Raw genomic sequence first — 24,063 nt, 5'->3', positions numbered from 1 at the left:
GAAGCAGGGTGTCGCCGATGTCATGGTCCGAGGGCCAGGCCGACGGTCAGCAGGGCGCCCACGACGATCTGCAGACGGCCGGTTGCCGCAAGCACTACCACCAACGCAGCACCGGTGGCCCCGCGGACCACCGTGCGAACGGGTGCAACAGCGAACGCGATGGCGGCGAGTCCCAGCATCGTCCACGGTCGCAGCAGCGACAGATACATCGGCGAGAACACCATCAGCACTACGACCACCGCGTACATGGCGCGGGTCGGCCCGTCGCCCATCCGCACCGCCAGCGTGCGCTTGCCGGCCTGTGCGTCGGTCGGCAGGTCGCGCAGATTGTTCGATATGAGCAGGGCCACGGAGCCCAAGCCCACCGGGACCGAGGCAGCAATGCCCAGCATCGTGAGGCGGGCGTCCTGGACGAACGCCGATCCTGCCGTCGCCACCAGCCCGAAGAAGATGAACACGAACAGCTCGCCGAGGCCCCGGTAGCCGTACGGGCGCCGGCCGCCGGTGTAGTACCACGCCGCGAGCATCGACGCCCCGCCGGCCACGACGAGCCACCACGACACCGCCGCTGCCACCACGATGCCGAACACGGCAGCCACGCCGAAGGCTGCGAACGCCGCGTTCCGCACTGCGGTCGGCGACGCCGCTCCCGAAGCCACCAGGCGCTGCGGACCTACCCGGGCCACGTCGGTGCCCCGCACTCCGTCGCTGTAGTCGTTGGCGTAGTTGACAGCAATCTGGATGCACAGCGACACGATCAGCGCGAAAGCGGCTCGCCACCACACGATGCCGCCGTTAGCCGCGGCATCGGACGCTGCAGTGCCTACGAACGGCGGCACCAGCGACGCCGGCCAGGTGCGAGGCCGTGCCCCGGTCAGCCACGTGCGTAGACCCGTCATTGCTGCGGCGAGCCCAGCGGGCCCGTGATCCTTGTGATTGCGAACGATTGGGTGCCCGTCGCCAGCAGTCCCCCGTCGGAGGAATAGATGCGAACGATGCCGTTGCCGATGGCGTTGTGCACGGCGTCCGATTCGATGTCCAAGAGCACCCATTCGCTCTCGGCCTCGCCGGAGATCCGCACCGTGTTGTCGAGACTGGATCCCCTGAAGCCGGCATCGAGGCTGACGCGCATGCCGCTCGGCAGCAGGTCGGCCAGCGCCGTCAGGCCCGGCCCTGTCGATGCCAGCGTGCTGTTGAGACGCGCCCAGTACCGGACGTGGCGCTCGCCCGGCTGCTGCCCGGCGAGCCGGATGTCGGCGTGATCGGTGAACGACCGGCCCTCAATCGAGGTCGGGCCGCGAGGCTCGCATGAGTCCGGAGGCGGCACGTCCGGGGCCGTCGTCCATGTCTGGTCGATTCCCAGCTGCCGACCGCCGAGGGACACGAGCGCACGCAGAATGACCCGTCCATCGACAGCATCGGTGATCTCCGCGGAGGCCTGGGTCATCCGGTTGCCGCTGGCGCCGATGTCGAGTGCGACGGCCGCACAGCCGCCCACCGGCAGCCGCGCCAGGTACTGGGCCGATGCAGCGGCCATCGGCCGGCCGGTGACGCTTTCGAGGGCCGCTACGGCGGCCGCGAGCGCGCACCCGCCATGCAGCGTGCCAGTGGCACCGGCTACGTCGTAGGTGACCGGCAGCAGCCAGCGCAGCTCTTCGGCAGTCGACTGGAGGCCGAAGAACTCGATCACCTCGCCGACGTGCGGGTCCTGCGGCGCGGCGTCGCTCGTGGCAGCTTCGGCGCTCACGCAGCCGAAAGCTAGTGCTGACTACGTCCGAAGGCCTTCTGCGGGCCCGGACACCCGCGCCACAGCGAACGACTGGTTCCCGGTGGCCAGCAACCTGCCGTCGGGCGTGTACATCCGCACGACGCCGTGGCCGACAGCGTTGTGGAATCCGTCGGTCTCGATATCCAGCAGCACCCACTCGCAGTCGGCATTCCCGGCGATGCGCACGGTGTTGTCGATGCTGCCGCCACGCCACCGCAGGCCAAGGCTGCGGTGCATCCCCGTCGCGAGCGTGTCTGCCAGCGCTATCAGGCCCTGGCGCGTGGAGGCCAGCGTGCCGGCGAGCCGCGCCCAGCAGAGGATCCGCCGATCGCCGGCGCTGTGCGGACCGAACCGGATGTCGGCGTCAGTGCTGAACGATGCAACGGCGTTGTCCGGCACAGTTCGACGTCGCCACTCATCTGGCCCCGGAACGTCGGGCGGCTGCCCCCAGTCCTGATCGATGCCGAGCCGGCGACCGCCCAGTGCCAGCAGCGCTCGCATCAGCACACGGCCGTCGGCCGCATCGGTGACCTGGGCGAGCACCTGCGTCATTCGCTTGCCGGCCGAGCCGATGTCGAAGGTGACCTCAGCGCTGCCGCCGAGCGGGACACGGGCCATGAACTGTGCCGAAGCCGCTGCGAGCGGCCGCTCGCTCCATGTCTCGGCGGCAGCGGTGACCGCGGCAAGAGCGCAGCCGCCGTGCATCACGCCGAGATAGTTGGCAACGTTCGGCGAGATCGGCAGCAGCCAGCGCAGCTCGTCACCGGTGGCCTGCACGCCGAAGAAGTCGACGACATCGGCGAGCCGGTCGCCCGGCGACAGCGGTTCGGCGTCCGTTGCCTGTTCGCTCACCAGATCGAAGCTAGGCGACGGCTCGCGAGGTCAATCTGCAGCCGCGGCCCAGGGAGCGTCCCGGTCGGCCCGGTAGTGGTCGGGCCGGATGCCGAACGCTTCGATCATCCGGTGCCACCCGCTCGCGGAGGCAAGCAGCGCACCGAGGCGCAGTATCTGCTGGGGGTTGAAGTGATCGCTCAGCCGCTCATACAGCTCCGGCGGGATGATCCCGCGGTGTTCGAAGCCTGAGAGCCGATCACACAGTGCAAGCGCGGCCTTCCACGACTCGGGCAGCTCCGATGCCTCGTAGTCGACGAGCTGGGCGATGACCTCGTCGGTCAGTCCGGTGCGCACCAACGATGCGCTCTTGACGAGGCTTCAGTGGAAGCACTCGTTCCGGTTGGCCATCCGGATGCGGCACAGCTCGATCATGTGCCGGTCGAGCGCACCGGGGTCCTCGTCGGGATGGCCGCCGTACACGGCTCCGACCCAGCCGAGGAACAGGTCGATGGTGGTCTCGTCCGCAGCCAGCGTGCGGAACAGGTTGTCGTCGGTGTAGGCCTTCGCGTACCACGTGTCCAAGCGGCGTTGCTGCTTGTCGTCTAGCTCGGTCACCTTCGGCAAGTAGCCGTGCTCATTCGCCATGACTCCCCCTCGACGGCCGTGTCCCGCTGGAATCGACGCTACCGCACCAGCCGGGCGACCTGGAGATCGAGGACTTGCGCATCGATGCGCCGGGGCCGCAGGAGGTGCTCATCCAGACCAAGGGCGCGGGGCTGTGCCACAGCGACCTGCACTTCATGGAGGGCCTGTTCCGCACGCCGCTCCCGCTGGTGATGGGCCACGAGTCGGCCGGTGTGGTGGAGGCTGTGGGCAGCGACGTGAGCTACGTGAAGCCCGGCGACCACGTGGTGGCGTGCCTATCGATTTTCTGCGGCCAATGCCACCGCTGCCTGTCGGGCAACCCGCACCGCTGCACCAATATTCGGGCCACCTCGCGGGCCAAGGGCGCCGCGGCCCGGCTCGAGCGTGACGACAGCACCGAGGTTGGCCAGATGGCTCGGCTCGGCGGTTTCGCCGAGCAGATGCTGGTGCACCAGAACGCCGTGGTGAAGGTGCGGCCCGACATGCCGCTCGACCGGGCGTGCCTGATCGGCTGCGGCGTCACGACGGGCTTCGGCGCGGCAGTGAACACCGCAGGCGTCGGCGTGGGCAGCGTGGTGTGCGTGATCGGCTGCGGGGGCATCGGCCTGTCGGCCGTGCAAGGCGCCCGTGTGGCAGGCGCCGGTCGGATCATTGCGGTGGACATGACCGAGACGAAGCTCGAGACCGCCCGCCAGATGGGCGCCACCGACACCGTCAATGCCGCCGAGGTAGACGACGTGGTGACCGCCGTGAAGGACATGACCAAGGGCGGCGTGGAGTACAGCTTCGAAGCCATCGGCTTGGCCGAGACCGTGCAGCAAGCGTTCAACATGCTCGACATCGGCGGCACCGCCACCGTGATCGGCATGGTGCCGTCGAAGACCAAGGTCGAGCTGCGCGGCATCGACTTCCTGGCGGAGAAGAAGCTGCAGGGCTCGATGATGGGCTCGAACCAGTTCCGCAGCGACATCCCGATGATGATCGACCTCTACCTCGATGGCCGCCTCATGCTCGATGAAATGATCTCGGCACGCATCGATCTCGAACAGATCAACGAGGGCTACGGCTGGATGAAGGCCGGCGAATCCAACCGAACCGTCATCACCTTCGACTGAGGTCGCTGCCGGCCCGCGAGCCCGCAGTCCTCGCCCGACTGCCATGACGTCGGGTCCCCTGGCAACGCGGGCCGCTGAACGCATCACGACACTCGACGCGGTGCGCGGCATGGCCGTGCTCGGGATATTGACGATGAATGCCGTGGCATTCGGTCTGCCCGCGGCCGCCTACGCCAACCTCGACGCGGCCGGCTCACGGACATGGCTCGACTGGCTCGTCGGCGGCGCCGGAGAGATCTTCGCCGACCAGAAGTTCATGGGCCTGTTCTCGATGCTGTTCGGCGCCGGCGTCGTGCTGTTCGCCGAGCGTGCCACAGCGAAGGGCCGGCGCAGCGTGCTGCTGAGCCTGTGGCGCAACGCGCTGCTACTGGGCATCGGCATCGTGCACCTGTCGTTCTGGGACGGCGACGTGCTGTTCGCCTATGCCTTGTGCGCGCCGGTCGTGCTCGCACTGCGGCGCCTGCCCCCCAAGGTGCTGCTCGCACTCGGCGGCGGGTGCTATGTCGCAGTGGCAGTCATCTCGTGGTTCGTGCAGTCGTCGCTGCGCAGCTTCTCCAGCGTGCTCATCGACTTCTGGCACTACGGCGACTACTACGGCGTCATCGGGACCTGGTTCCTGGCGGACTACTTCGGCAGAGCCTTAGGCGCCATGCTCATCGGCGTGGCGCTCTACCGGACGGGTGTCATCAGCGGCAACCGGGCACCGTCGTTCTACCGCCGCATGGCGGCATGGGGCCTCGGCGTCGGGCTGCCGCTGTCCGCTGCCGGATTCGCCCTGATGGCCGCCACGGGCTTCGATATCGACTGGGCCGTCGCAGGCACCATCCCCAACACGCTGGCCACCATGCCGCTGTGCCTGGGCTACCTCAGCCTGATCGCGCTGTGGAATGCGGCGAGGGACAGGGGCTTGCGACAGCGCATTTGTGCTGCAGGACGCATGGCACTCACCAACTACCTCACCCAGACCGCACTTGGCTTGCTCGTGCTGGGCGCTCTGCTGGACGATCTGGAGCTGGGCCGCGGCGGCATCGCCGTGTTCGTGGTGGCCGTATGGGCGGTGCAACTGTGGTGGTCGAAGGCCTGGCTGGATCGCTTCGCCTTCGGCCCCGTCGAATGGCTGTGGCGCTGCGCCACCTACCGCCGCTGGCAGCCAATACGCGCTCGCTAGCGAATGATCCGTATGGACGTTGCGAGGTCGGCAGCGGATCTCGATTACGGCAGGATCGGCGTAGCTTCCATGTATCCGGGTTCGAGGAATTCGGCGCCTGGCGTGACGCGGGTCAGCTCGGCCGCAATGGACGACGTGTCGGTCGGCACCGAGAATCCCGGCAGCCAGTTGTCGTGGTGCCCCAGGATGACCTTGCGGGGCCGCAGCAGGTCGGCTTGGCGGCCGATGAACTGGGCCAGCGAGCCCTGGATGGGCTCGCCGTCGATGTTGCCACGTCCGGCCGCCGCAAGGATCGCCACGTCGGGGCGGAGGTCGCGCATCACGCCGGACCAGTGTCCCGAGGTGTCCTGGAACAGCACCGAGCCATCCGGCGCCTCGATCAGGAACAGCAGCGCTCCCCCGTCGCCCCGGTCGCTGTGGCCGGCAGCGGACGCGGCGATGTGGGCGCTGGTGTCGGCCTCGACCTCCGTCGCCAGATACTTCATCAGCTCGGCGAAGCGTTCCTGCTGCTCCTGCCAGGTCACGCCGAGGTCGCCCAGGCAGACATGGTCGGGCTGGTCCATCTGGGTGTGCGACCAGACGCAGGAGTGCTGGCTCGGATACACCGACACCCGCACTCCCGCTCCCCGATCTTCCCGAGCGAGATCCACGGTCTCGCCGCCGGCCACGCAGATCATCCGCTCTTCGGGAACGCCCGCCTCCGCCATCACCCGGACCGACTCATAGGACGCGATCAAGGTGGCATCGGTGTTGGCCACGATGCGCTCCGCCCCGTAGAGGTGATCGAAGTGGGAATGACCCACGAGCACCCAGTCGGCCTCGGTGACGTCGTCGGCCGACAGGCCCGGGCCCGCGGCGTTGTCTGCGCGGTCGATGTAAGCGTCGAGAAAGATCGTGAGGCCGGCCGTGCGCAACCGGAAGGTGGCGCACCCGTACCAATCGAGCGTCGTAGCCATGCCCGGAACCATAGGCCCGAGCTCAGCGACCCTGTATGCCGGGCACACTGGCGCAACTATGGGTGATCGCCGTAGGGGGAATCGCGGGGCTGCGGTGCGTCTCGCTGCGGCGCTCGTGCTGCTGCCCTTGGCGGTGATGCAGTTGGCAACCGGATGTACCTCGGGACGCGACGGCGACACGGCTCGGTCCAGCGACGACGAACTCGGCGGCGACCTGCACGTCCTCGTAGCGGCCTCGCTGCTGCCGGTTGCCGAGGTGCTCGCCGGTGAGTTCGAACTGCTCCATCCCGGTCTGGACCTGCAGATCGCAGGGGCCGGGAGCTCAGCATTGCGAGAGCAAGTGCTTGCCGGCGCTCCCGCCGATGTGTTCGTCCCCGCGGACCCTGTCCATCTCGACGCCGTTCGCGACGAGGTCGGGCTGGCACACGCGCCGGTCGTGGTGGCTCGCAACTCGCTAGTGCTGGCCGTGCCGGCCGGCAACGAGGCCGGGGTGACATCGCTCGCCGACCTGGCCCGGCCCGAGCTGCTGATCGGGCTGTGCGCGCCCGAGGTTCCCTGCGGCGCGCTGGCTCGAAAAGGTCTGGCGCGGGCGGAGATCGAACCCGTGCCCGACTCTGACGAGCCGAACGTGCGCGTCCTGACGACCAAGCTTGCTGCCGGCGAGCTTGACGCCGCCGTGGTGTACGCAACCGATACGGCCTCGAATAGGCAAAGCGGCTCGCACGGCGGTGCAATCGTGAGCTTGGGCTGGACAGCCGGGACGGCACCTCAGGCGTCATACGCTGCCGCCGTGCTGTCAGATGCGCCCAATCCTGCAGCAGCCACGGCCTTTGTCGCATTCATGAGGACGGACGCGGCACGCCGCGTGCTCGCTGATTTTGGATTCGTCGTGCCATGACCGACGCATCGACTGCAACAAGCGAGAGCGGCGACAGCGCAGCGCGGCGGACGCCGAGTGACTTGCCGCCATGGCCGGTCGCGGTGCTCGCCGCAGTGGGTGTGGTGCTGTTCGCCCTGCCGGTTGTCGGACTCGCTGCTCGAACGCCTTGGACAGGGTTGTGGACGCACCTGTCGAGCCGGTTCGTGGTGGACGCGGCTGTGCTCTCGGTGGTGTCCTCGATCGCTGCTGCGGCGGTCGCCGTGCTAGTGGGCGTGCCGCTCGCATGGGTGCTCGCGCGAGTGTCATTCCCGGGCCGCTCGGTGGTGCGGGCGCTCGTGACGCTGCCGATGGTGCTGCCGCCGGTGGTGGGCGGCGCCGCGTTGCTGTTCGCACTCGGGCGGCGCGGTGTTGTCGGCGGGCCGCTCCACGACGCCACCGGTCTGCTGCTGCCCTACTCGATCTGGGGGGTCATCCTGGCGAACGCCTTTGTGGCCACCCCGCTCGTGATCCTGACCGTCGAGGGCGCGCTACGGAATCTCGACCGTCGCTACGAGAACGCAGCAGCCTCACTGGGCGCGTCGCGGCTGCGCGTGCTGTGGCGGGTGACGCTTCCCATGATCGGGCCGGCGCTGGGCGTCGCTGTGGTGGTGGCCTGGGCGCGGGCCCTGGGCGAGTTCGGCGCAACTGTCACGTTCGCAGGCAGTCTCGGCGGAAGGACGCAAACGCTGCCGCTGGCAGTGTTCGTGGCGCTGGAGTCGAACCGGGATGCGGCGGTGGCTATCAGCCTGGTGCTCGTCGCACTGTCGCTGGGCTTGCTGATCGCCCTGCGGGACCGTTGGTGGCCGAGCCGATGAACCCGAGCCGATGAACACTGGCGCCATGAGCACGACGGCCAGCGGCTTGGAGGCCGACATCCGGCTGCGGCGCGGCGATTTCGATCTGGACGTGTCGCTGAGCGTCGAAGCAGGCGAAACCGCTGCCCTGCTCGGACCCAACGGCGCCGGCAAGTCCACGATCGTGGCCGCGATCGCCGGGTTGCTGCCGTTGGACGGCGGCGTGGTGCGCCTCGCCGGACGGGTTCTGGACGATCCCGCCGCCAGTGTCTTCGTTCCGCCCGAAGGTCGCCGCATCGGCGTGGTGTTCCAAGACCAAGTGCTATTCCGGCATCTCAACGCGCTCGACAACGTGGCGTTCGGGCTGACATCTCGCGGCATGCGTCGAGCCCCTGCTCGCGAGCGGGCGCAGGACTGGCTGAATGCCATGGACCTCGGCGATCTTGGCCATCGACGGCCGCGTGCGCTGTCAGGCGGCCAGCGCCAACGGGTGGCGCTCGCCCGGGCTCTCGCCTGCGAGCCGGACCTGCTAGTTGCCGATGAACCGCTGGGCTCGTTGGACGTCACCGCCCGCAACCGGCTGCGGCGCAACCTGGCATCGCACCTGAGCAGCGGTCGCAACGGCGGCAGCGCGTCGCCTGCGGCCCCGCCCAACGGCGCTGGCGATGTGCCCCGTCTGCTGATCACCCACGATCCCACCGACGCGTTCGTGCTGGCTGATCGTGTGCACATCCTTGAGAACGGTCGCCTCACCCAATCGGGAACGCCCGAAGAGCTGCGACGCGCGCCGGCGACCGCATATGCCGCCGACCTGTCGGGCATCAATTTGGTGCGCGGCACCGCCCGCGACGGCGAGATCACCGTGACGACCGACGACCCGACACCGTCGCCAGCCGGCCGCCGCCCGGCTGTGGTGCTGCACGCTGCGGACACATCGATGTTCGGGGCGGTCTTGGCCACGATCCACCCGCGGGCGATTGCCCTGCATCGGGAGCGGCCCAGCGGCAGCCCCCGCAACGTCTGGCGCACAACCGCCGAAGCTGTCGAGCCACTGGGTGACATCACCCGTGTGCTGCTCGGCTCTCCGTTGCCGCTCACGGCCGACATCACGCCAGGAGCCGCTCACGAGCTTCTGATCCGACCCGGCACCACCCTGTGGGTCTCAGTCAAAGCCACCGAGGTCGAACTCGCCCCCGACAGCCGCGACTGATCAGCCTGAACGGCTGGTGGTGCCTGACGCTCAGCCGGAGCGGCTGACGGAGGTCCACCCTTTGCCGGCGCCGGGGCGGTCGTCGAATTCGGCGGCATAGCGATCGAAGAATCCGGGATCTGCCGCAGCTGCGGCAGAGGCGATGTCGTCGCGGGCGATGGCGGCCTGCCATGCGTCCATCAGCCGATCTTCGGCCTCATAGTCGAAGCGGTCGACGATCGAGCGCTCCATAGCCCCGCCGGGCTCGGGGTGATTCTCGGGACGGGCGAGCCAGCGAGCCGTGTCGCTGAGCCCGTCCACCGGATCCACGACATCGCGATAGCCGAGCTGGTAGATCGCCTTGTCGCAGTTGATGACGCGGTGATGTGGCGTGCTGCGCTGCGTGAGATGGTGCGATACGGCTGCGTGTTCCCACGGGATCGACACGATCTCGAAGCTGTGGCCGAGCGCCGCAGCGATGATCTCCACCCACTGCAGCAGCGTGGGCGTCCATTCGTCGGACACGTTGTACGCCTCGCCGGACGACCGTGCGCCGGCATCGACCGTTGCCAGCACCATCGCCGCGGCATTGCGGGCGTCGGCGGAGGCCTGCAACGTCACCCCGCCATCGGGCAGCACGATGCGCGTGCGGCCATCGAGCACGCGGCGCACGATCTTCCACTCGCGCGGGCTGATCTGACCGGGGCCGTAGATCCACGGGTACCGGAGATGCGACGCCGTGGGGTGCTCGCTGAATACGACGAGCTCCGTGTTGGCGATCTGGCGCACCTTGTTGTTGACGCGAAACTCGGGCGGCTCGTCGGAGACCAGACGGTCGTGCTCGCGCGTCGGCACTCGCATGCCGGCCGGCCACAGCGCATCGGCGTCGCCCCAGCCGCTGTAAACGGGGAAGCCGCCGATGCTCACGAACTTGGACACGCGGCCGGCCATCACCCGGGCGATCTCGCGCAGCCGCCCGTACATGATCACCGACAGGTCGTACGTGGCCGACCCGATGGCAGCAGCGAACCGATCGGCATCGAACGGATCGGTGTGGATGTGCTCGACGAGATCGGTGATCTCATCGGCCTCATGGCGTCCCGTGTGCAGGATCGTCACGCGGTAGCCGCGCTCCAGCAGGCCCTTGACCACGTGGGGTCCGGTTGGACCGGTGCCGCCCACCACCAACGCTGTCCGCTCGCTCACGCCCCCTGAATCTACGACGGGTGCCGGTGAAGCTGGCCTCATTCGCCGGTACGCTCCCGCAACGATGAGCGCGAGCGTCAGCGGAACCGGGTCATGAGCGAATACAGGCGCGGCACCCGGGTAGTAGTCAACGAAGACCTTCCCGGCGTCCCAGAAGGCACGCCAGGCAAGTGCGGTCGCGGCCTCGGCTTCGCCATCAAGCGCTACCGCGTGCGCTTCGACAACGACGTCGAAGTCATCTCGGTGGCCCACAGCAAGCTGGTGCCCGAGGATGAATGGCCGCAGTTCCTGGCCCGCAGAGCGCGAGAGGAAATCGAAGCCGCCCAGGAGCGAGCGCGTATAGCCGAAGCCCGTGCCGCGGCTGCTGAATCGCGAGGGCTGCCGGCAGCGAGCACCGACGAGCCGGCAGCAGAACCCCCCGCGGAGGCGACCACGCCCGAGGAGCCGGCCGCCGAGGACGGAGGAGCTGATCCCCGACTCGCCGCAATACTCGCCCGTTCCAAATCCGCACGCGAGGCAACCGGCGTCCCGGCCCCGGAGAGCAGTCCCGCCCCGGCCGCGGAGAGTCCGGCTCCAGCCGCTGGGCGCGGTGATGCCGAGCCGGCCCCGGCCCCTGCGGCCGAACCCGCTGCAGCTGCACCGGCAGCCGCGCCGGCGCGGCCAGCACCGCCGTCCGGTCCCGAACGCGTCGAAGTGCCGGAGTTCGTTCCGGGCCCAGAGGTCGATCCCGACTACGCCCCGGCGGCGAATCGGGTGAGCGAGCTCATCTCCGAGGTACGCAAGGACGGCTGACCGACCGCCCCGCGCAGCCGCTCATGCAATTGGCGGCGGGAAGGGCTCAGGGTCGGCGAAGCGCCGCACCACGTTGGCCGTGATGCGCGCGATGTCGTTGTCGTAGCCGTCGCGGGCTAGCGCGCCGAACCAGGAGATCGAGCCCACCGAGAACACCGCTCCGCCGTTCGGCGTCTCGTAGAACACCATGTCAGCGCGCACCATGGGATCGGGCGTCGGGAAGTCCACCGAGCCTTCGAACTCTTCCTTTGTGCGCAGCATGTCGGGCCCGAACGTGGTGGCCGAGGCCAGCATCACGGCGTGTTCGGGCGATCCCAGCCGCACGTCGTAGCGATCCAGCTCCTGGCCGGCGGCGCCGCCGCCCAGCCCGGATGTGCCAATGCGCTCGTCGGGAACCCCGTCGAGGATCCACGCTGCGCGCGAGCTGTCTACTGCCGGATCGCGCACGAAGTAGGTGGCCTTGTCGAATCCCTGCGCGGCGAAGCCGATGCCGCAGATCTCGTTGGGCGCTCGCCCTTGGCGCCGCCACATCCCGCCGTACTCGCCGCTCCAAGCGTGATAGCTCTCCCCCGGCCCGGTCTGCCAATTGCGCACACCGTCCTCGGCCCGGCGCAGCTCCATGGCGCCCGGCCAGTCATCGCTGAATGCCACCCTCCAGTAGAAGCCGTTGCCGCCCAGGTACATGAGCCGACCGCCATTGCGCTGCCACTCGGCCAGTGCGTCCAGCATGGCTGTCGACCAGTACTCCGGGTGGCTGCCGGTCACCAGCACGCGGTATGGCGCGATGGCGTCGACGCCCTCGAAATGCAGGTCCTCATCGGTGACGATGTCGTGGCCGATTTCGAGATGCTCCAGGAATGCGTTGATGTCGGTGTCGGGCGTGAAGTTCCAGCCGTCCGCGCCGGGGCGCAGGTTCAGGACCGGTCGGCGCCGCGAGCTGAACATGACGCCGCTGCTGTCCGGGTGCTTCTCGTAGTGGCTGAGGCCGAGTTCGGGATGATCCCGGATATACGCGTGCTCGGGCCGCAGGCGCGTCTTGGTCGGGATGAAGTCGGCGCCCTCGAAGAGCATCCGGTGGTTGGCGTAGGCCATATACGTGGCCGTCGGCATCAGCAGGGCCACGTCGGCAGTGCGCTCCCCCGACGCAGGGCGGACGAAGAACGGCACGCGATCCTCACCGGCGTCGCTGCACACACGGAAGGCGTAGATGCCGCTCGGCAAGTCGTCCGGCAGCGTCGCCTCAACGGTGGCTTGCCAGCCCGCGTCGTACAGATCGTCTCGATGGAAGTGGACCGCGTCGAAGTGGGACGGGTTGTCCGCCCACCGATGTGCCGTGCCGTCCCACGCAGGCCCCGTGATCGCTCGCGCCGGCAACTGATGCAGGACGATCGGCCCGCAGGAAGGATCATCAGCGGGCACCGTGCGTCCCGCCATGTCGGCGGAGAGATCCCATGAAACGGTGCCATCGCCGGTCCGAAGCGTCGGCTGCGCGAGACGTCCGTCGAATCGCTCGCCTCCAGGCCCCGCTGCGAGCCACAGCGTGACCGGCGCGAGGGCGTCGGTGACCGCCGGCATCCCGAGGCTCGCTGTGCCGCCAGTGCCGTGCCGGGGCGCACCGTCATGTGCAGACTCGATGAGCTCAGCCTCCAGCATCGGCATCGGCAGGTCGCTCAACCGGCTTCCTTCAAGCGCATCGCGCCCAGGTGAGTCCGACCGCGCCGTGGTCACCGCGGCGCTCAGGGTTCCGGCATCGAGGTCCAGTTCGGCATCAAGCAAGTACCAGCGGTTGCGAGTCAGCGGCCGATCGTCAACAACCAACTGGACTTGTTGGCCGTGTGCTGAGGTCGACACAACGGCGCGTCCCTCGGAGAGGTCAAGACGCAGTGCCTCTGCTGCAGAACTCGCCGACGCGCCTGCGGTCTGCGCACACAGCGTCGCAACGCGCTGCGGCCCATCCAGCAGGGTTGGCATCATCCACACCCGCAGACCGAGACGGCTGACGCTGGGCACGCCGCCAACTGCCGCGACCCCGTACGAGCCAGGCACGAGCGGCTGCTCGTCGAGCGTCACCGACCAGTTGCCGGCTGACGGCGCTGGGCGCTCGTCGAAGCCGGGTCCGTAGCGGGTTGGGTCGCCGCACACGATTCGAGTGATGTCGATGTCTGCTCGGCCGGGCTGGTGGCTCGATGCCAACAGGCGCACGGTTTCGCCGGCGCGCAGCGACCACGGCTCGCAATAGCCGGTGAGCTGCTTGGGGGTATCGGCGTCTCCTGCTTGGGGCGCGTCAGTCTGACTCACAGTGCGTTGCTCGCTCGGCTTGGCGGGGTCGGCGGTCCGGTCGACCGGCGCGGTCAGCGCTGCGACCGGAACGTGTCGTAGTCGGTGACCGCGAACCCGTCAGCTCTCCAGCCGGCGAAGCCGGTCTCGATATGGCTGACCTTGGCCACCCCCATGTCCTGCAGCGTGTCCGCAGACAGAGCAGACCTTCCCCCGGCTGCGCAGCTCAGGATGAGCTCGCGCCCTTCTTGGAACTCTGCCTTGGTGTACGGGGAATCAGGCGACACCCAGAACTCGAGCATGCCGCGCGGCGCATGAGTGGAGCCCACGATGGCACCGTCTCGCTGGAGCTCACGGACATCGCGTATGTCCACGATCAGCGCACCCTCTTCGGTGACACGACGGTGTGCCTCTGCCGGCGAGATGTTGTCGATACGGGTCTTGGCCTCGGCAACCATCTCGTTGACTGACTTGACGCCCATCGGTTCCTCCTCGTGGAGCTGCAACTGTGTTCTTCGGACAGCCGCCGCCGGCTCGCAGCGGACGCAGCGGCGCACCACCGTGCAGTCTCACCGATACGGGCGGCCGAGTCCACTCGTTGAACCGCTCGGCACGCTCGTCGCCACTCTCGGCCGCCGTGCGCTGGCACACTGGCGGCGGTGACAGCGCCGCTCCGGACGCCGCCAGGCCGTTTCTGTCTGGGAATAGACACCGGCGGCACGTTCACCGACGCCGTCGTGTACGACCACGACTCCGATCGGGTGGTGGCGACGGCCAAGACACCGACACGGCACGAAGATCTCTACGGCTGCGTCGTCGAAGCGATGAGCAGCGTGCTGGAGGGCAGCAGCGGTTCGCAGAACGCGCGAACCGGCACCGTCAGCGCCGCAGACATCGGGTTGGTGGCGGTTTCCACGACGCTGGCAACCAACGCGCTCGTCGAGGGCGCTGCGAGACCTGCCGGATTGGTGGCCATCGGCTTCGAGCCCGAGGTGCTGGCGCGCGTCGGACTGCATGCGCGCACGCTCGGTCCGCGGATCGTTCGAGCCGACGCCCCTGAGGCCCCCGACTCGGTCGATGGGCACAATCGGCTGACCGGCAGCCTCGCTTCGGCGCCAGTCGTCGTGGTGGGCGGTGGGCACAGCGCTCATGGCGATGAACGCGACCCGCTCGATCTCGATGAGCTCGGAAGGGCACTCGACAGCATCGATGGGGGGGTCGAGGCATACGCCGTCGCGGCGCAGTTCAGCGTGCGCAATGCCGCCCACGAGTTGCAGGCTCGCGACGCCATTGCGCAGCGCACGGGCAAGCCCGTGACGTGCAGCCATGAGCTGTCCCCGCGACTCGGCGGTCCTCGCCGGGCGGTCACAACGCTGCTCAACGCTCAGCTCATCTCGGTCACTGCCCGCTTCACGGAGGCCATCCGGGCAGCAATGGAGTCGCTGCATCTCGACGCCCGGCTCATGGTGGTCCGGGGGGACGGCTCGCTCGTCTCGTCGAGATTCGTGACTGAGCGCCCGATCGAGACGGTGCTGTCGGGACCTGCGGCCAGTGTCATCGGTGCTCGCCACTTGGCGGGATCTTCGGCGGTGGGCCAGGAGATGTTCGACGCCGGGGGGCTGATCGTCGACATCGGTGGCACCACCACCGACATCGCAGCGATCCGCAGCGGCGCCGTCGTTGCCGCGGACGGCAGCGACGATGCCGACACGGCTACCGTCGGCGGTCACGCCACGATGGTGAGCGCCCTGCCGACCGTGACCGTAGGCCTGGGCGGCGACAGCGAGATCCGGATCCCACCCGACGGCGGCCGCGGCGAACTTTCCGTCGGACCTCGCAGGGTGGTGCCGCTGTGCGTTGCCGCCCAGCGGCATCCCGATGTGGTCGTGCCGATGCTGCGGCGCCAGCTGGAGGCAGAACGGCCCCTGGCCGAGTTCGGGCAGCTGCTGCTGCGCGCAGCGAGCGGGGCGGCGGCTGGGTTCCTCACGGGCACGGGCCCGCCCGACTCCCCTCAGATGCGGCTCGACGACCAGATCCTGCGGCTGGTCGACGGCGCGGGCGGGGCACTGCCCCTCACCGAACTCAAGCGGTCAGCTCGCTGGCGCGGAGCCCTCGAGCGCCTCGAACGCAGCGGTTTAGTGCGACGCGCCGCGCTGACGCCGACCGACGCCTGTGTCGTGCTCGGATTAATCGACGCCGACACCGTGGGCGACGCCTCAGCAGCCAGCGCCGGCGCTGAGTTGTTCAGCCGCCAGCGCGATCGCTACGGCGTTGATGTCGGCACCGGTGCCGTCGATCTGAGCCGGCGGGTCATGCGCGTCGCGCTGCGCGGCACCGCCGAAGCACTGCTCGGCGTGGCATTGGGCGCGGACGGCATTGCCCCAAGCGAGATCGGGCGGCCACTTGCGCAGGCAGCTCTGGACCGGCGCCAACGCGCCCTCGACCGTCCCGCTGCCCCTGAATCCAACGATGCAGCACCCAACGATGCAACTCCCGAAGATGCAGCACCCGGCGATGTCAATCCGCTGTGGGGCTTGCTCGATTCCAGCGAGTCATCTGGCGTCCCGATCGCGCCGGATGCCACACCGATTCCGCCCAATCGCGTTCTACTGGCACACCTCGATGCCGGCGCGAGGAACCCGATTGTTGCGATCGGGGCCCCGGCCCCCACCTACGCCCCGCTCATCGCGGCCCTGCTCGGCACGACGGCAGCCGTCCCGGCCCATGCCCAGGTGGCCAACGCGGTCGGTGCAGCCGTGGCACCGGTCCGCATCACCAAGCAGATCACGGTGACCGCGCCACGTCGCGGCAGCTACCGGGCCCACTGGGGAGACGATCCTCCGATTTGGCACAGCCTCGACGAGGCTCGGGAATGGGCGACGGCACAAGCAGTCGAAGCCGCCAAGGCCGAGGCAGCGGTCGCGGGCGCTCACGATGCGGAGGTCACCGTGGATTTTCGGACTCGCACGGCACCGAGCAACGGCCGTGAGCTCTTTGTGGAAGCGACCCTGCGGGTAACCGCTGCTGGCCGGCCCCTAGTGGCGTGAGTCGCCGGCGGTGCCCTGCTGAGGCGGTGCGGATGCGTGAACGAGCTTGCCCTCGGCGCGGCAGGCAGTCTCGAGCGTGCTGAGCCAGCCCACGTCAGGCATCGGGCGTGCCATCACCCGGTCGGCGGCGAACGCTGCCTCCAGCGCTGCGGCGGTCCCCAGCAACCGCCGGTCGCTGTAGCTGGGGCCGACGATCTGCAGGCCGAACGGCGTGCCCTGCCCGTCCAGGCCGCAGGGCAATGCCGTGGTGGGGTGGCCGACGACCGTGAGCGCCGCGGACAGTCCGAGCCATGCCATGTAGTTGCGCACTGGTTGACCGTCGATCTCGGCCGGGAAGAGCTGGTGCCAGTCGAACGGCGGCACGCTGACTCCAGGGCAGACCAGCACATCGAACGTGTCGAACAGCGCATCGGTGGCGCGGTACAGCTCGACCTGGCGCCGCCGCGCCTTGGCGATGTCGAGCACCGTGGTGTTCAGCGCCTCGTCGTAGGTGGCGCGGATATTGGGGTTGAAGCCGCCGTCGGACCCAGCCGCATCCGGGTCGAACTTGTGAATGCTGCGGTGGTAGTTGGTGGCGAAGATGTCCGAGCGAAGCTGCCAATCCACATCGAGTGCATCGCTGAGATCGACGTCGGCCTCAGTGACCGCGGCGACGATGCCCGCGAGCCGCGCGACGCGGTCGGCGAAGACTGTCCGGACAGCATCAGATACCAGCAACCCCCCCAGGTCGGCGCTGACCCCCACGCGCAACGACGTCACGTCGACGTTCGGCAGATCGGCGAACGCGGCGGCATCGAGTGGGAACGCCATGGGATCGCGCCGGGCATCGCGATCGCGCCCGGCGATCACCGACAGCAGCAACGCCGCGTCAGCGACGGTGCGGGCCATCGGTCCCTGCACGCTGTAGTTGGTGCGGCCGATCGTGCGCTCGTCGTGAGCCACCGTGCCGGGCGTAGAGCGGTGGGCGACGACCCCGCAGTACGAAGCCGGGATGCGCAGGCTGCCGCCGTGGTCGGATCCGGTTGCCAGCGGCGCCATCCCGCAGGACAGCGCCACCGCAGAGCCGCCGGAGCTGCCACCGCATGTCAGCGACGGGTCGAATGGGTTGCCGGTGGCGCCGAACAGCCGGTTGACGGTGTTGGCGCCGATGCTCAGCTCGGGCGTGTTGGTCTTGCCGATGATGACCGCCCCGGCGGCCCGGACACGCGCCACGATGCCGTCGTCAGCATCGGGCACGTTGTCGGCAAACGGCACCGCGCCGTAGGTGGTGGTCAACCCGGCAGTGGCCTGGATGTCCTTGACGGCCACCGGCAGACCTGCCAGCGATCCCAGCGGTTCCCCGCGGGCGCGGGCATCGTCGATCGCCTGCGCCCTCGATCTCGCTGCGACGTCGTCGCGAACCACGAGTGCATTCACCGCAATGTCGGTGTCGTCGGCCCGCGCCAGGCACGACTCGAGCAGCTCGACCGCCGACAATTCGCGAGCCTCCAGCAACGCCTTCGCGCTGGTCGCGTCGAGGTCGCACGGTTGGGTCGGTCGGGGCATGGCCCGGAGCGTGCCACATCGCCGCGCTTCCGGCTGCGTCGTGGACTCTCGGCTCGGCCACGAGCGCATCGGTAGTCTCTGCGGCGATGAGCAGCGACGGGGTGGACTCGAACGGCGCCGAGCCGAGCGTCCACGACGTCGTCGTGGTCGGCGCCGGTTTCGCCGGCATGTACATGCTGCACAAGTTGCGCGGGCTCGGATTCGACGTGGCGGTGGTCGAGCGAGCCAGCGGCGTGGGCGGCACGTGGTACTGGAACCGCTACCCGGGCGCCCGCTGCGATGTCGAATCGATGCAGTACTCGTACTCGTTCGACCCCGAGCTCGAGCAGGAATGGGAGTGGTCCGAGCGCTACTCCGGCCAGCCTGAGATCCTCCGCTACGCCAACCACGTCGCCGATCGGTACGACCTGCGCCGCGACATCCGCTTCGAGACGACGGTCACCCAGGTCGACTGGGACGACGCCGACAACCAGTGGCACCTGCAGACCGACCGGGGCACCTACCAAGCGCGCTTCGTGGTCATGGCAACGGGGTGCCTGTCGACGGCCAATGTCCCCCACTTCGACGGCGCCGAGACGTTCGAGGGGCCGACGTACCACACGGGTCGCTGGCCGCACGAAGGCGTCGATTTCTCAGGGCTGTCGGTGGGTGTGATCGGCACGGGATCGTCCGCCATCCAGGCGATTCCCGTGATCGCCGACGAGTGCCGTGAGCTGACGGTGTTCCAGCGCACGCCGAACTACTCGGTGCCCGCCCGCAACGAGCCGCTGGATGCGTCCGATCAGGCCGACTGGAAAGCCAACTACCGCGAGCGGCGGGCCAGGATGCTCACCCAGCAAGCGGCGATGGTGCAGCGGCTGCCCGATGGCGAGGACCTCGCGAAGGAAGCGAGTGCCACCGAGTTCGACGAGCGCATGCAGGAGCGGTGGGATGTGGGCGGCTTCACCTTCTACCGGGCGTACAGCGACATCGGTCTCGACGCCGAATCCAACGGCCGCGTGGCGGAGTTCGTCCGCGGCAAGATCGCCGGGATCGTCGACGATCCCGAGACCGCAGCCAAGCTCACCCCGCACAACACCATTGCGTGCAAGCGCCCGTGCCTCGACACGAACTACTACGAGACGTTCAACCTGTCGCACGTTCACCTGGTGGACGTGTCCGAGACGCCGATCGACCGAATCTCCGCAGCCGGCGTGGTGGTCGACGGCCAGGAGTACCCCGTCGACGCGCTGGTGTACGCCACCGGCTTTGACGCCATGACCGGAACCCTGCTGCGGATGAACGTCACTGGGCGTGAAGGCGCTCGACTGGCGGACCACTGGGACGCCGGACCACGCACCTACCTCGGACTGGGTGTTGCTGGATTCCCGAACATGTTCACCGTGTCGGGTCCCGGCAGCCCCTCGGTGCTGACCAACATGATCCCGTCCATCGAGCAGCACGTCGACTGGATCGCTCGATGCTTGGTGGATCTGCGCGAGCGGGGTGCCGCCACGATCGAGCCCGAAGCCGATGCCGAGGCCTACTGGGTCGACTACGTCAACGCTGTGGCCAATCTGACGCTGTTTCCCACCTGCAACTCGTGGTACCTGGGGGCGAACATTCCGGGCAAGACCCGGGTCTTCATGCCGCTGCCGGGCTTCCCGCCCTATGTCGAGATCTGCGAGGACGTGGCGTCGGACAATTACCGCGGCTTCGCCTTGGCCTGATCGCCCCAGAACCTGAATCATCCTCGAGGTTGCAGATGAGATTCACGCCGACCGAACTGACCGGCCCGGAACTCGACCTCCAGGCTGAAGTGCGTGAGTTTCTGGCTGCCGAGCTTCCGCCGGGCGCCCACGAGCCGTGCCTGGGCATGGCCGCCGATCACGACCGGGAGTTCTCGGCCAAGATGGCTGCCCGCGGCTGGGTGGGCATGGCACTGCCGTCACGTTGGGGCGGCTCGGACCGCACCGCCGTGCAGCGCTTCATCGTGGTCGAGGAGATGCTGCGCTGGGGCGCACCGGTGGGTCATCACTGGGTGGCCGACCGCCAGACCGGCAACGTGATCCTGAAGTTCGGCAGCGATGAGCAGCGGGAACGGTTCCTGCCGCCGATCTGCCGGGGCGAGCTGGGCTTCTCGATCGGCATGAGCGAGCCCGACAGCGGCTCGGACCTGGCTTCGGTGTCGACCCGGGCCGAGCGCTCCGACGACGGGTGGGTCGTGAATGGCACGAAGATCTGGACATCGAACGCGCACATGAACGACTGGTTCATCTGCCTGCTGCGCACGGCGCCCATGGAGGACGGCAACAAGCACGCCGGCCTGTCACAGTTTCTGATCGATCTGCGTTCGCCGGGTCTCGAGATCAGCCCGATCCCGTTTCTGGACGGCAGCCATCACTTCAACGAGGTGACGTTCCACGACGTGTTCGTGCCCGACATCAACGTGGTGGGCCAGCCGGGCATGGGCTGGCACCAGAACACCACCGAGATGGCGTACGAGCGGGGCGGGCCCGACCGCTGGCTGTCGCCGTTCTCGACGGTGGAGCAGCTGCTGCGCGAGGCCGCTGGCACACCGATGCAAGCGGCTGTGTCGGACCTGTTCGGCGAGCTCGCTGCTCGCTGGTGGGGCATCCGGAACCTGTCGCTGTCAGTCGCACGGCTGATCGACGAGGGCGAAGCGCCGTCGGTGGAGTCGGCGCTGGTGAAGGAAATGGGGACTCGCTACGAGCAGGAAGTGGTCGAGAAGCTGGTGCAGCTCATCGACGAGGAATACTCGCCAGAGTCTGAGTCGCTGTTCGAGCGGCTGCTGGCGCAGTGCGTGGTGACCTTCCCCGGCAACACGATCCGCGGCGGCACCATCGAGATCCTGCGCTCGGTGGCCTCGAAGGGCTTGCAGGGGCTGCCGGCATGACGGCAACCCCATCGATCCAGCCTGCCGGCATGACGGCAGCCCCATCGAGTCAGGTGCCGGCATGACCGTGACGACGGCGCCCGAGCCAGTCGTGGTCGACGAGCTGATCACTGAGACGGCCGACCGGCTGTTCGGCGAGCTGTGCACCCATGAGGCAGTGCAAGCCGCCGAAGAAGCCGGTGTCGCGCCCGACATCTGGGATGCCTTCTGCGAGACCGGATTCGACCTCATCGCTGTACCAGAGGAGGCCGGCGGATCGGGCGGCACGCTCGCCGAGGCCATCGAGGTGCTCCGCTTGGTCGGCTATCACTCAGCACCGATCGCAGCGGCCGAGAACGGCATCCTCGGCGGCTGGCTGCTGGCTCAAGCCGGCATCGAACGACCTGACGGTCTCGTCACGGTCGTCCCGCCTCGGGCGGCCGAAGTCGGTTGGTCCGGCGGCGGGGCCTGCTCGATGGAGATCGCCGGCGACGGCACCGCAGTGCTGAACGGCGAAGCCCACCGGGTGCCGTGGGCTCGCAGCGCCGAGTTGATCGTGTGTGTCTGTGACTGCGACGGGCAAACATCCGTCGTTGCGGTGCCGGCATCGGAGTGCGAGATCACACCGCTCCCCAATATGGCCGGCGAGCCCCGCGACACCGTGCGCTTCGTTGGCGCCGCCGGCGTTGCGGCGCCCGCTCCTGACGGCGTCGACGCGGAGGCGCTGGCGCAGCGCGGTGCGTTGTCGCGGGTAGCGCTGATGGCAGGCGCCATCGAGAAGATGTGCCAGCTCACGGTCAGCTACACCAACGAGCGAGTGCAATTCGGCCGTCCGGTGGCCCGATTCCAGGCAGTACAGCAACACCTGGTCTGGGCTGCGCAGGATGCAGCGCTCGTGCGCATGGCCGCCGAGGTGGCGGCACGCGAAGCCACCCGTGGCGAGGCTCCCTTCGAGATCGCGGCAGCCAAGCTCATCGCCAACCAGGCAGCCGCCCGAGCCACCAAGGCCTGCCACCAGGCCCACGGCGCCATGGGCATGACCCAGGAGTACCCACTGCACCACTTCAGCCGCCGGCTGTGGAGCTGGCGCAAGGAATACGGCTCCGACGCCCACTGGTCGGCCGTGCTCGGCACCATGGCCACCGCTGTCGGCGCCGACGGCCTCTACCCCCTCATCACCTCCGGCACCGCCGCCCTGCGCTGAGCCGCTACTTGCCGCCCAGCAGCCAACGGCTGTCTAACGGCAGGCGCTTACCTCGATCCTCGTGTAGTTCCGGGAATCTCGCGCCACAGCACATTGTGCGGGGCGAGCACAATTCCGTGCCAGCAGACGACGCTGCCGTCAGGCCAACCCATCCCACATGATCGAACTGAGGTGGAGTTCTCGTCGGCGGACGAGGCTGCCATCGAGGTCGTTCAGCATCCATTTGCTTGTAGTTGAAACTATCTAAAAGTATGTGTCATATATTTGCAATGATTCAATAAGCATGTGAGTGCTTTCGTATCACACCGACCCGGTAGAGTGAACGTATGTTCTCACAGGTGCAGCAGGCGCTTGAATGTCTCACCGCAGCGCTCGGCGGCGTCGAAGAGGCGCCTACCGGTGAGCTACGTCGCACGCTTGGGTTGGCGAAGTCGCTGCGCTCGCGTGTCGAGTTGCTCGAGACCAAGGCTGCTTCGGCTGTCGCACGGCGTGAGCGCCACGGCGACGGCGGCGCAGGGCTGCTGAACCAGGTCGGCGGGCGGTCCCGTTCTGAGGCGGCCCGCAATGTGCGTGCTGAGGCGGAGCTGGCCGAGTTGCCCGAGGCTCGCACTGCGGTTGCGGAGGGCGAGATCAGCCTCGCGAATGCCGCCAAGCTGGCCCAGGCCGCTCGCAAGACGAGCCCCGACGCCGTGCAGGGCGATGCCGACCTGGTGCAGATGGCCAAGACGCTCCCTGAAGACGAGTTCGCCCAGGCCGCGCAACGCTGGACAATCCAGCACCAGAGCGCCGACGATCTCGCTGCGCAGCATCGTCGTAACCGGCGCAACCGCAATGTGCGGTTCTGGAACGGCGAGGACGGCTCGGTGCAGATGCGCGGTTCGTTCGACGCAGAGATGGGCACCCGCATCCAGCAACGCCTCCGCCAACAAGCCGAACAGCTCCGCCAAGCAGACCGCCGCCGACAGGCCCAATCGCAAACCTCTGAGGCGGCCCCCGACGGCCGCGACAGCGGCACTGTGCCTGACAAAGCGGTCCGCACTCGCGACCAGCGCATGGCTGACGCCCTCGACGCTCTCCTCGCCACCGGCGCCGAGTCCAACGCCGAAGCCGAGCCGGCATTCGACCCCAGGCCGACTCCCCCGGCTGGCAGCAAGACTGCGGAGATCATCGTGCGCGCCGACCTCGCAGCACTCAGCGACTCACCTGGTGGCATCGCCGAGATCTGCGGTGTCGGCCCGATCCCGCCTAGCACCCTGGGGCGGCTGGCCTGCAACTCCGATCTCTGGGTCGAGATCTTCGGCGACGAGCTCACGCCGCTGTATGAAACCGTCGCCAGCCGAGCACCCACCGCAGCACAGCGACGCGCGCTCATCGCCCGCGACGGGGCGTGCGTCGGCTGCGGGGAACCACCCGGCGAGTGCGAAGCCCACCACATCACGCCCTGCCAACGCGGCGGCAAGACCCGCCTCGACAATCTCGTGCTCGTGTGCTGGCGCTGCCATGACCTCATCCACGACCACAACTGGCAAGTAACCGTCCGGGACGGCCGCTACCGGTTAGCGCCCCCCGACCCGGCACATCCCGCTCAACCCGCCCCGCAGCGCAAGCCCACGCGTCGCACGCCGCGGACTCCCACCACCACCAGACCCTCGCCCACCGCCAAACCGCTGTGGGAAGACCCCGCAGCCTGAGAGCGCCGGACATAGGGCTGCGGACCCACGCAGGGAGC

The 24,063-nt window shown here is 68.5% G+C and carries 21 protein-coding genes; 11 read left to right on the top strand and 10 right to left on the bottom strand.

Annotation, left to right across the window (positions count from 1 at the left end; genetic code table 11):
* Positions 1-20 precede the first annotated feature (20 nt).
* From VI480_RS11635 to VI480_RS11615, 5 genes are read right to left on the bottom strand one after another with little or no spacing between them, the layout of a single operon-like run.
* Positions 21-899, bottom strand: coding sequence for a 1,4-dihydroxy-2-naphthoate polyprenyltransferase (locus tag VI480_RS11635; RefSeq protein WP_323673015.1), 879 nt, complete (start codon positions 897-899; stop codon positions 21-23).
* Positions 896-1,747: a thioesterase family protein gene (locus VI480_RS11630; protein WP_323673014.1), complete on the bottom strand. Its 852-nt coding sequence runs from the start codon at positions 1,745-1,747 to the stop codon at positions 896-898. Before VI480_RS11630 ends, VI480_RS11635 begins: the two co-directional genes overlap by 4 nt.
* Before the next feature lie 21 nt (positions 1,748-1,768).
* Positions 1,769-2,620: an acyl-CoA thioesterase domain-containing protein gene (locus VI480_RS11625; RefSeq protein WP_323673013.1), complete on the bottom strand. Its 852-nt coding sequence runs from the start codon at positions 2,618-2,620 to the stop codon at positions 1,769-1,771.
* 30 nt (positions 2,621-2,650) lie between these two features.
* Entirely contained in the window at positions 2,651-2,956 is a 306-nt protein-coding gene (locus VI480_RS11620; RefSeq protein ID WP_323673012.1) for a hypothetical protein, read from the bottom strand.
* Positions 2,957-2,980: 24 nt separating this feature from the next.
* Positions 2,981-3,247: a hypothetical protein gene (locus VI480_RS11615; protein ID WP_323673011.1), complete on the bottom strand. Its 267-nt coding sequence runs from the start codon at positions 3,245-3,247 to the stop codon at positions 2,981-2,983.
* Positions 3,248-3,273: 26 nt separating this feature from the next.
* On the opposite strand from VI480_RS11615, the gene VI480_RS11610 reads away from it, so the two are divergent.
* Together VI480_RS11610 and VI480_RS11605 are read left to right on the top strand one after the other, a co-directional pair.
* Positions 3,274-4,362: a Zn-dependent alcohol dehydrogenase gene (locus tag VI480_RS11610; protein WP_416246682.1), complete on the top strand. Its 1,089-nt coding sequence runs from the start codon at positions 3,274-3,276 to the stop codon at positions 4,360-4,362.
* Positions 4,363-4,405: 43 nt separating this feature from the next.
* Positions 4,406-5,530 carry a DUF418 domain-containing protein gene (locus tag VI480_RS11605; protein WP_323673009.1) on the top strand — a complete coding sequence of 375 codons (1,125 nt, stop codon included), beginning with the start codon at positions 4,406-4,408 and terminating at the stop codon, positions 5,528-5,530.
* Positions 5,531-5,574: 44 nt separating this feature from the next.
* On the opposite strand, the gene VI480_RS11600 is transcribed toward VI480_RS11605, so the two are convergent.
* Positions 5,575-6,486, bottom strand: a complete 912-nt coding sequence (locus VI480_RS11600; protein ID WP_323673008.1) for an MBL fold metallo-hydrolase — start codon at positions 6,484-6,486, stop codon at positions 5,575-5,577.
* Positions 6,487-6,544: 58 nt separating this feature from the next.
* Between VI480_RS11600 and modA the strand changes: the two genes are divergently transcribed.
* The 3 genes from modA to VI480_RS11585 are packed head-to-tail and all read left to right on the top strand — an operon-like array spanning position 6,545 to position 9,409.
* Complete coding sequence (modA, locus tag VI480_RS11595) at positions 6,545-7,384, top strand: molybdate ABC transporter substrate-binding protein (RefSeq protein ID WP_323673007.1); 840 nt, start codon at positions 6,545-6,547, stop codon at positions 7,382-7,384.
* A complete protein-coding gene (locus tag VI480_RS11590) occupies positions 7,381-8,220 on the top strand; it encodes an ABC transporter permease (protein WP_323673006.1) in 840 nt (279 codons plus the stop codon). Before modA ends, VI480_RS11590 begins: the two co-directional genes overlap by 4 nt.
* Before the next feature lie 25 nt (positions 8,221-8,245).
* Entirely contained in the window at positions 8,246-9,409 is a 1,164-nt protein-coding gene (locus VI480_RS11585; RefSeq protein ID WP_323673005.1) for an ABC transporter ATP-binding protein, read from the top strand.
* A 30-nt stretch (positions 9,410-9,439) separates the two neighbouring features.
* Here VI480_RS11585 and VI480_RS11580 read toward each other — a convergent pair whose 3' ends face one another.
* Positions 9,440-10,594: a hypothetical protein gene (locus tag VI480_RS11580; protein WP_323673004.1), complete on the bottom strand. Its 1,155-nt coding sequence runs from the start codon at positions 10,592-10,594 to the stop codon at positions 9,440-9,442.
* A gap of 93 nt (positions 10,595-10,687) precedes the next feature.
* Here VI480_RS11580 and VI480_RS11575 point away from each other — a divergent pair, with 93 nt between their 5' ends.
* Entirely contained in the window at positions 10,688-11,386 is a 699-nt protein-coding gene (locus VI480_RS11575) for a hypothetical protein (protein ID WP_323673003.1), read from the top strand.
* 21 nt (positions 11,387-11,407) lie between these two features.
* Here the strand turns inward: VI480_RS11575 and VI480_RS11570 are convergent, their stop codons facing one another.
* Positions 11,408-13,684 (bottom strand): N,N-dimethylformamidase beta subunit family domain-containing protein, encoded by a 2,277-nt coding sequence (locus VI480_RS11570; protein WP_323673002.1) that lies wholly within the window; start codon positions 13,682-13,684, stop codon positions 11,408-11,410.
* Between the two features lie 53 nt (positions 13,685-13,737).
* Positions 13,738-14,145 (bottom strand): rhodanese-like domain-containing protein, encoded by a 408-nt coding sequence (locus VI480_RS11565; RefSeq protein ID WP_323673001.1) that lies wholly within the window; start codon positions 14,143-14,145, stop codon positions 13,738-13,740.
* A 177-nt stretch (positions 14,146-14,322) separates the two neighbouring features.
* Between VI480_RS11565 and VI480_RS11560 the strand changes: the two genes are divergently transcribed.
* Positions 14,323-16,710, top strand: coding sequence for a hydantoinase/oxoprolinase family protein (locus tag VI480_RS11560; RefSeq protein ID WP_323673000.1), 2,388 nt, complete (start codon positions 14,323-14,325; stop codon positions 16,708-16,710).
* Here VI480_RS11560 and VI480_RS11555 read toward each other — a convergent pair.
* A complete protein-coding gene (locus tag VI480_RS11555) occupies positions 16,699-18,255 on the bottom strand; it encodes an amidase (RefSeq protein WP_323672999.1) in 1,557 nt (518 codons plus the stop codon). The two genes, VI480_RS11560 and VI480_RS11555, sit on opposite strands and share 12 nt — an antisense overlap.
* Before the next feature lie 86 nt (positions 18,256-18,341).
* On the opposite strand from VI480_RS11555, the gene VI480_RS11550 reads away from it, so the two are divergent.
* The 4 genes from VI480_RS11550 to VI480_RS11535 all read left to right on the top strand — a co-directional run bounded on the left by VI480_RS11550 (position 18,342) and on the right by VI480_RS11535 (position 24,025).
* Positions 18,342-19,964, top strand: a complete 1,623-nt coding sequence (locus VI480_RS11550) for an NAD(P)/FAD-dependent oxidoreductase (RefSeq protein WP_323672998.1) — start codon at positions 18,342-18,344, stop codon at positions 19,962-19,964.
* 35 nt (positions 19,965-19,999) lie between these two features.
* Positions 20,000-21,151, top strand: coding sequence for an acyl-CoA dehydrogenase family protein (locus VI480_RS11545; RefSeq protein ID WP_323672997.1), 1,152 nt, complete (start codon positions 20,000-20,002; stop codon positions 21,149-21,151).
* Between the two features lie 61 nt (positions 21,152-21,212).
* A complete protein-coding gene (locus tag VI480_RS11540) occupies positions 21,213-22,334 on the top strand; it encodes an acyl-CoA dehydrogenase family protein (RefSeq protein ID WP_323672996.1) in 1,122 nt (373 codons plus the stop codon).
* A gap of 326 nt (positions 22,335-22,660) precedes the next feature.
* Complete coding sequence (locus tag VI480_RS11535; protein WP_323672995.1) at positions 22,661-24,025, top strand: HNH endonuclease signature motif containing protein; 1,365 nt, start codon at positions 22,661-22,663, stop codon at positions 24,023-24,025.
* Positions 24,026-24,063: the final 38 nt, after the last annotated feature.

The organism is Candidatus Poriferisodalis multihospitum (assembly GCF_028283155.1).
GTDB classification, from domain to species: Bacteria; Actinomycetota; Acidimicrobiia; order Acidimicrobiales; family Poriferisodalaceae; genus Poriferisodalis; species Poriferisodalis multihospitum.
This window is presented reverse-complemented; position numbering and strand designations above follow the sequence as displayed.

Coding starts and splice junctions, on each gene's coding strand:
- VI480_RS11635 (WP_323673015.1), bottom strand. CDS start 899: ATGACGGGTCTACGCACGTGGCTGACCGGGGCACGGCCTCGCACCTGG.
- VI480_RS11615 (WP_323673011.1), bottom strand. CDS start 3,247: ATGGCGAATGAGCACGGCTACTTGCCGAAGGTGACCGAGCTAGACGAC.
- VI480_RS11605 (WP_323673009.1), top strand. CDS start 4,406: ATGACGTCGGGTCCCCTGGCAACGCGGGCCGCTGAACGCATCACGACA.
- VI480_RS11600 (WP_323673008.1), bottom strand. CDS start 6,486: ATGGCTACGACGCTCGATTGGTACGGGTGCGCCACCTTCCGGTTGCGC.
- modA (WP_323673007.1), top strand. CDS start 6,545: ATGGGTGATCGCCGTAGGGGGAATCGCGGGGCTGCGGTGCGTCTCGCT.
- VI480_RS11590 (WP_323673006.1), top strand. CDS start 7,381: ATGACCGACGCATCGACTGCAACAAGCGAGAGCGGCGACAGCGCAGCG.
- VI480_RS11585 (WP_323673005.1), top strand. CDS start 8,246: ATGAGCACGACGGCCAGCGGCTTGGAGGCCGACATCCGGCTGCGGCGC.
- VI480_RS11575 (WP_323673003.1), top strand. CDS start 10,688: ATGAGCGAATACAGGCGCGGCACCCGGGTAGTAGTCAACGAAGACCTT.
- VI480_RS11565 (WP_323673001.1), bottom strand. CDS start 14,145: ATGGGCGTCAAGTCAGTCAACGAGATGGTTGCCGAGGCCAAGACCCGT.
- VI480_RS11555 (WP_323672999.1), bottom strand. CDS start 18,255: ATGCCCCGACCGACCCAACCGTGCGACCTCGACGCGACCAGCGCGAAG.
- VI480_RS11550 (WP_323672998.1), top strand. CDS start 18,342: ATGAGCAGCGACGGGGTGGACTCGAACGGCGCCGAGCCGAGCGTCCAC.
- VI480_RS11545 (WP_323672997.1), top strand. CDS start 20,000: ATGAGATTCACGCCGACCGAACTGACCGGCCCGGAACTCGACCTCCAG.
- VI480_RS11540 (WP_323672996.1), top strand. CDS start 21,213: ATGACCGTGACGACGGCGCCCGAGCCAGTCGTGGTCGACGAGCTGATC.
- VI480_RS11535 (WP_323672995.1), top strand. CDS start 22,661: ATGTTCTCACAGGTGCAGCAGGCGCTTGAATGTCTCACCGCAGCGCTC.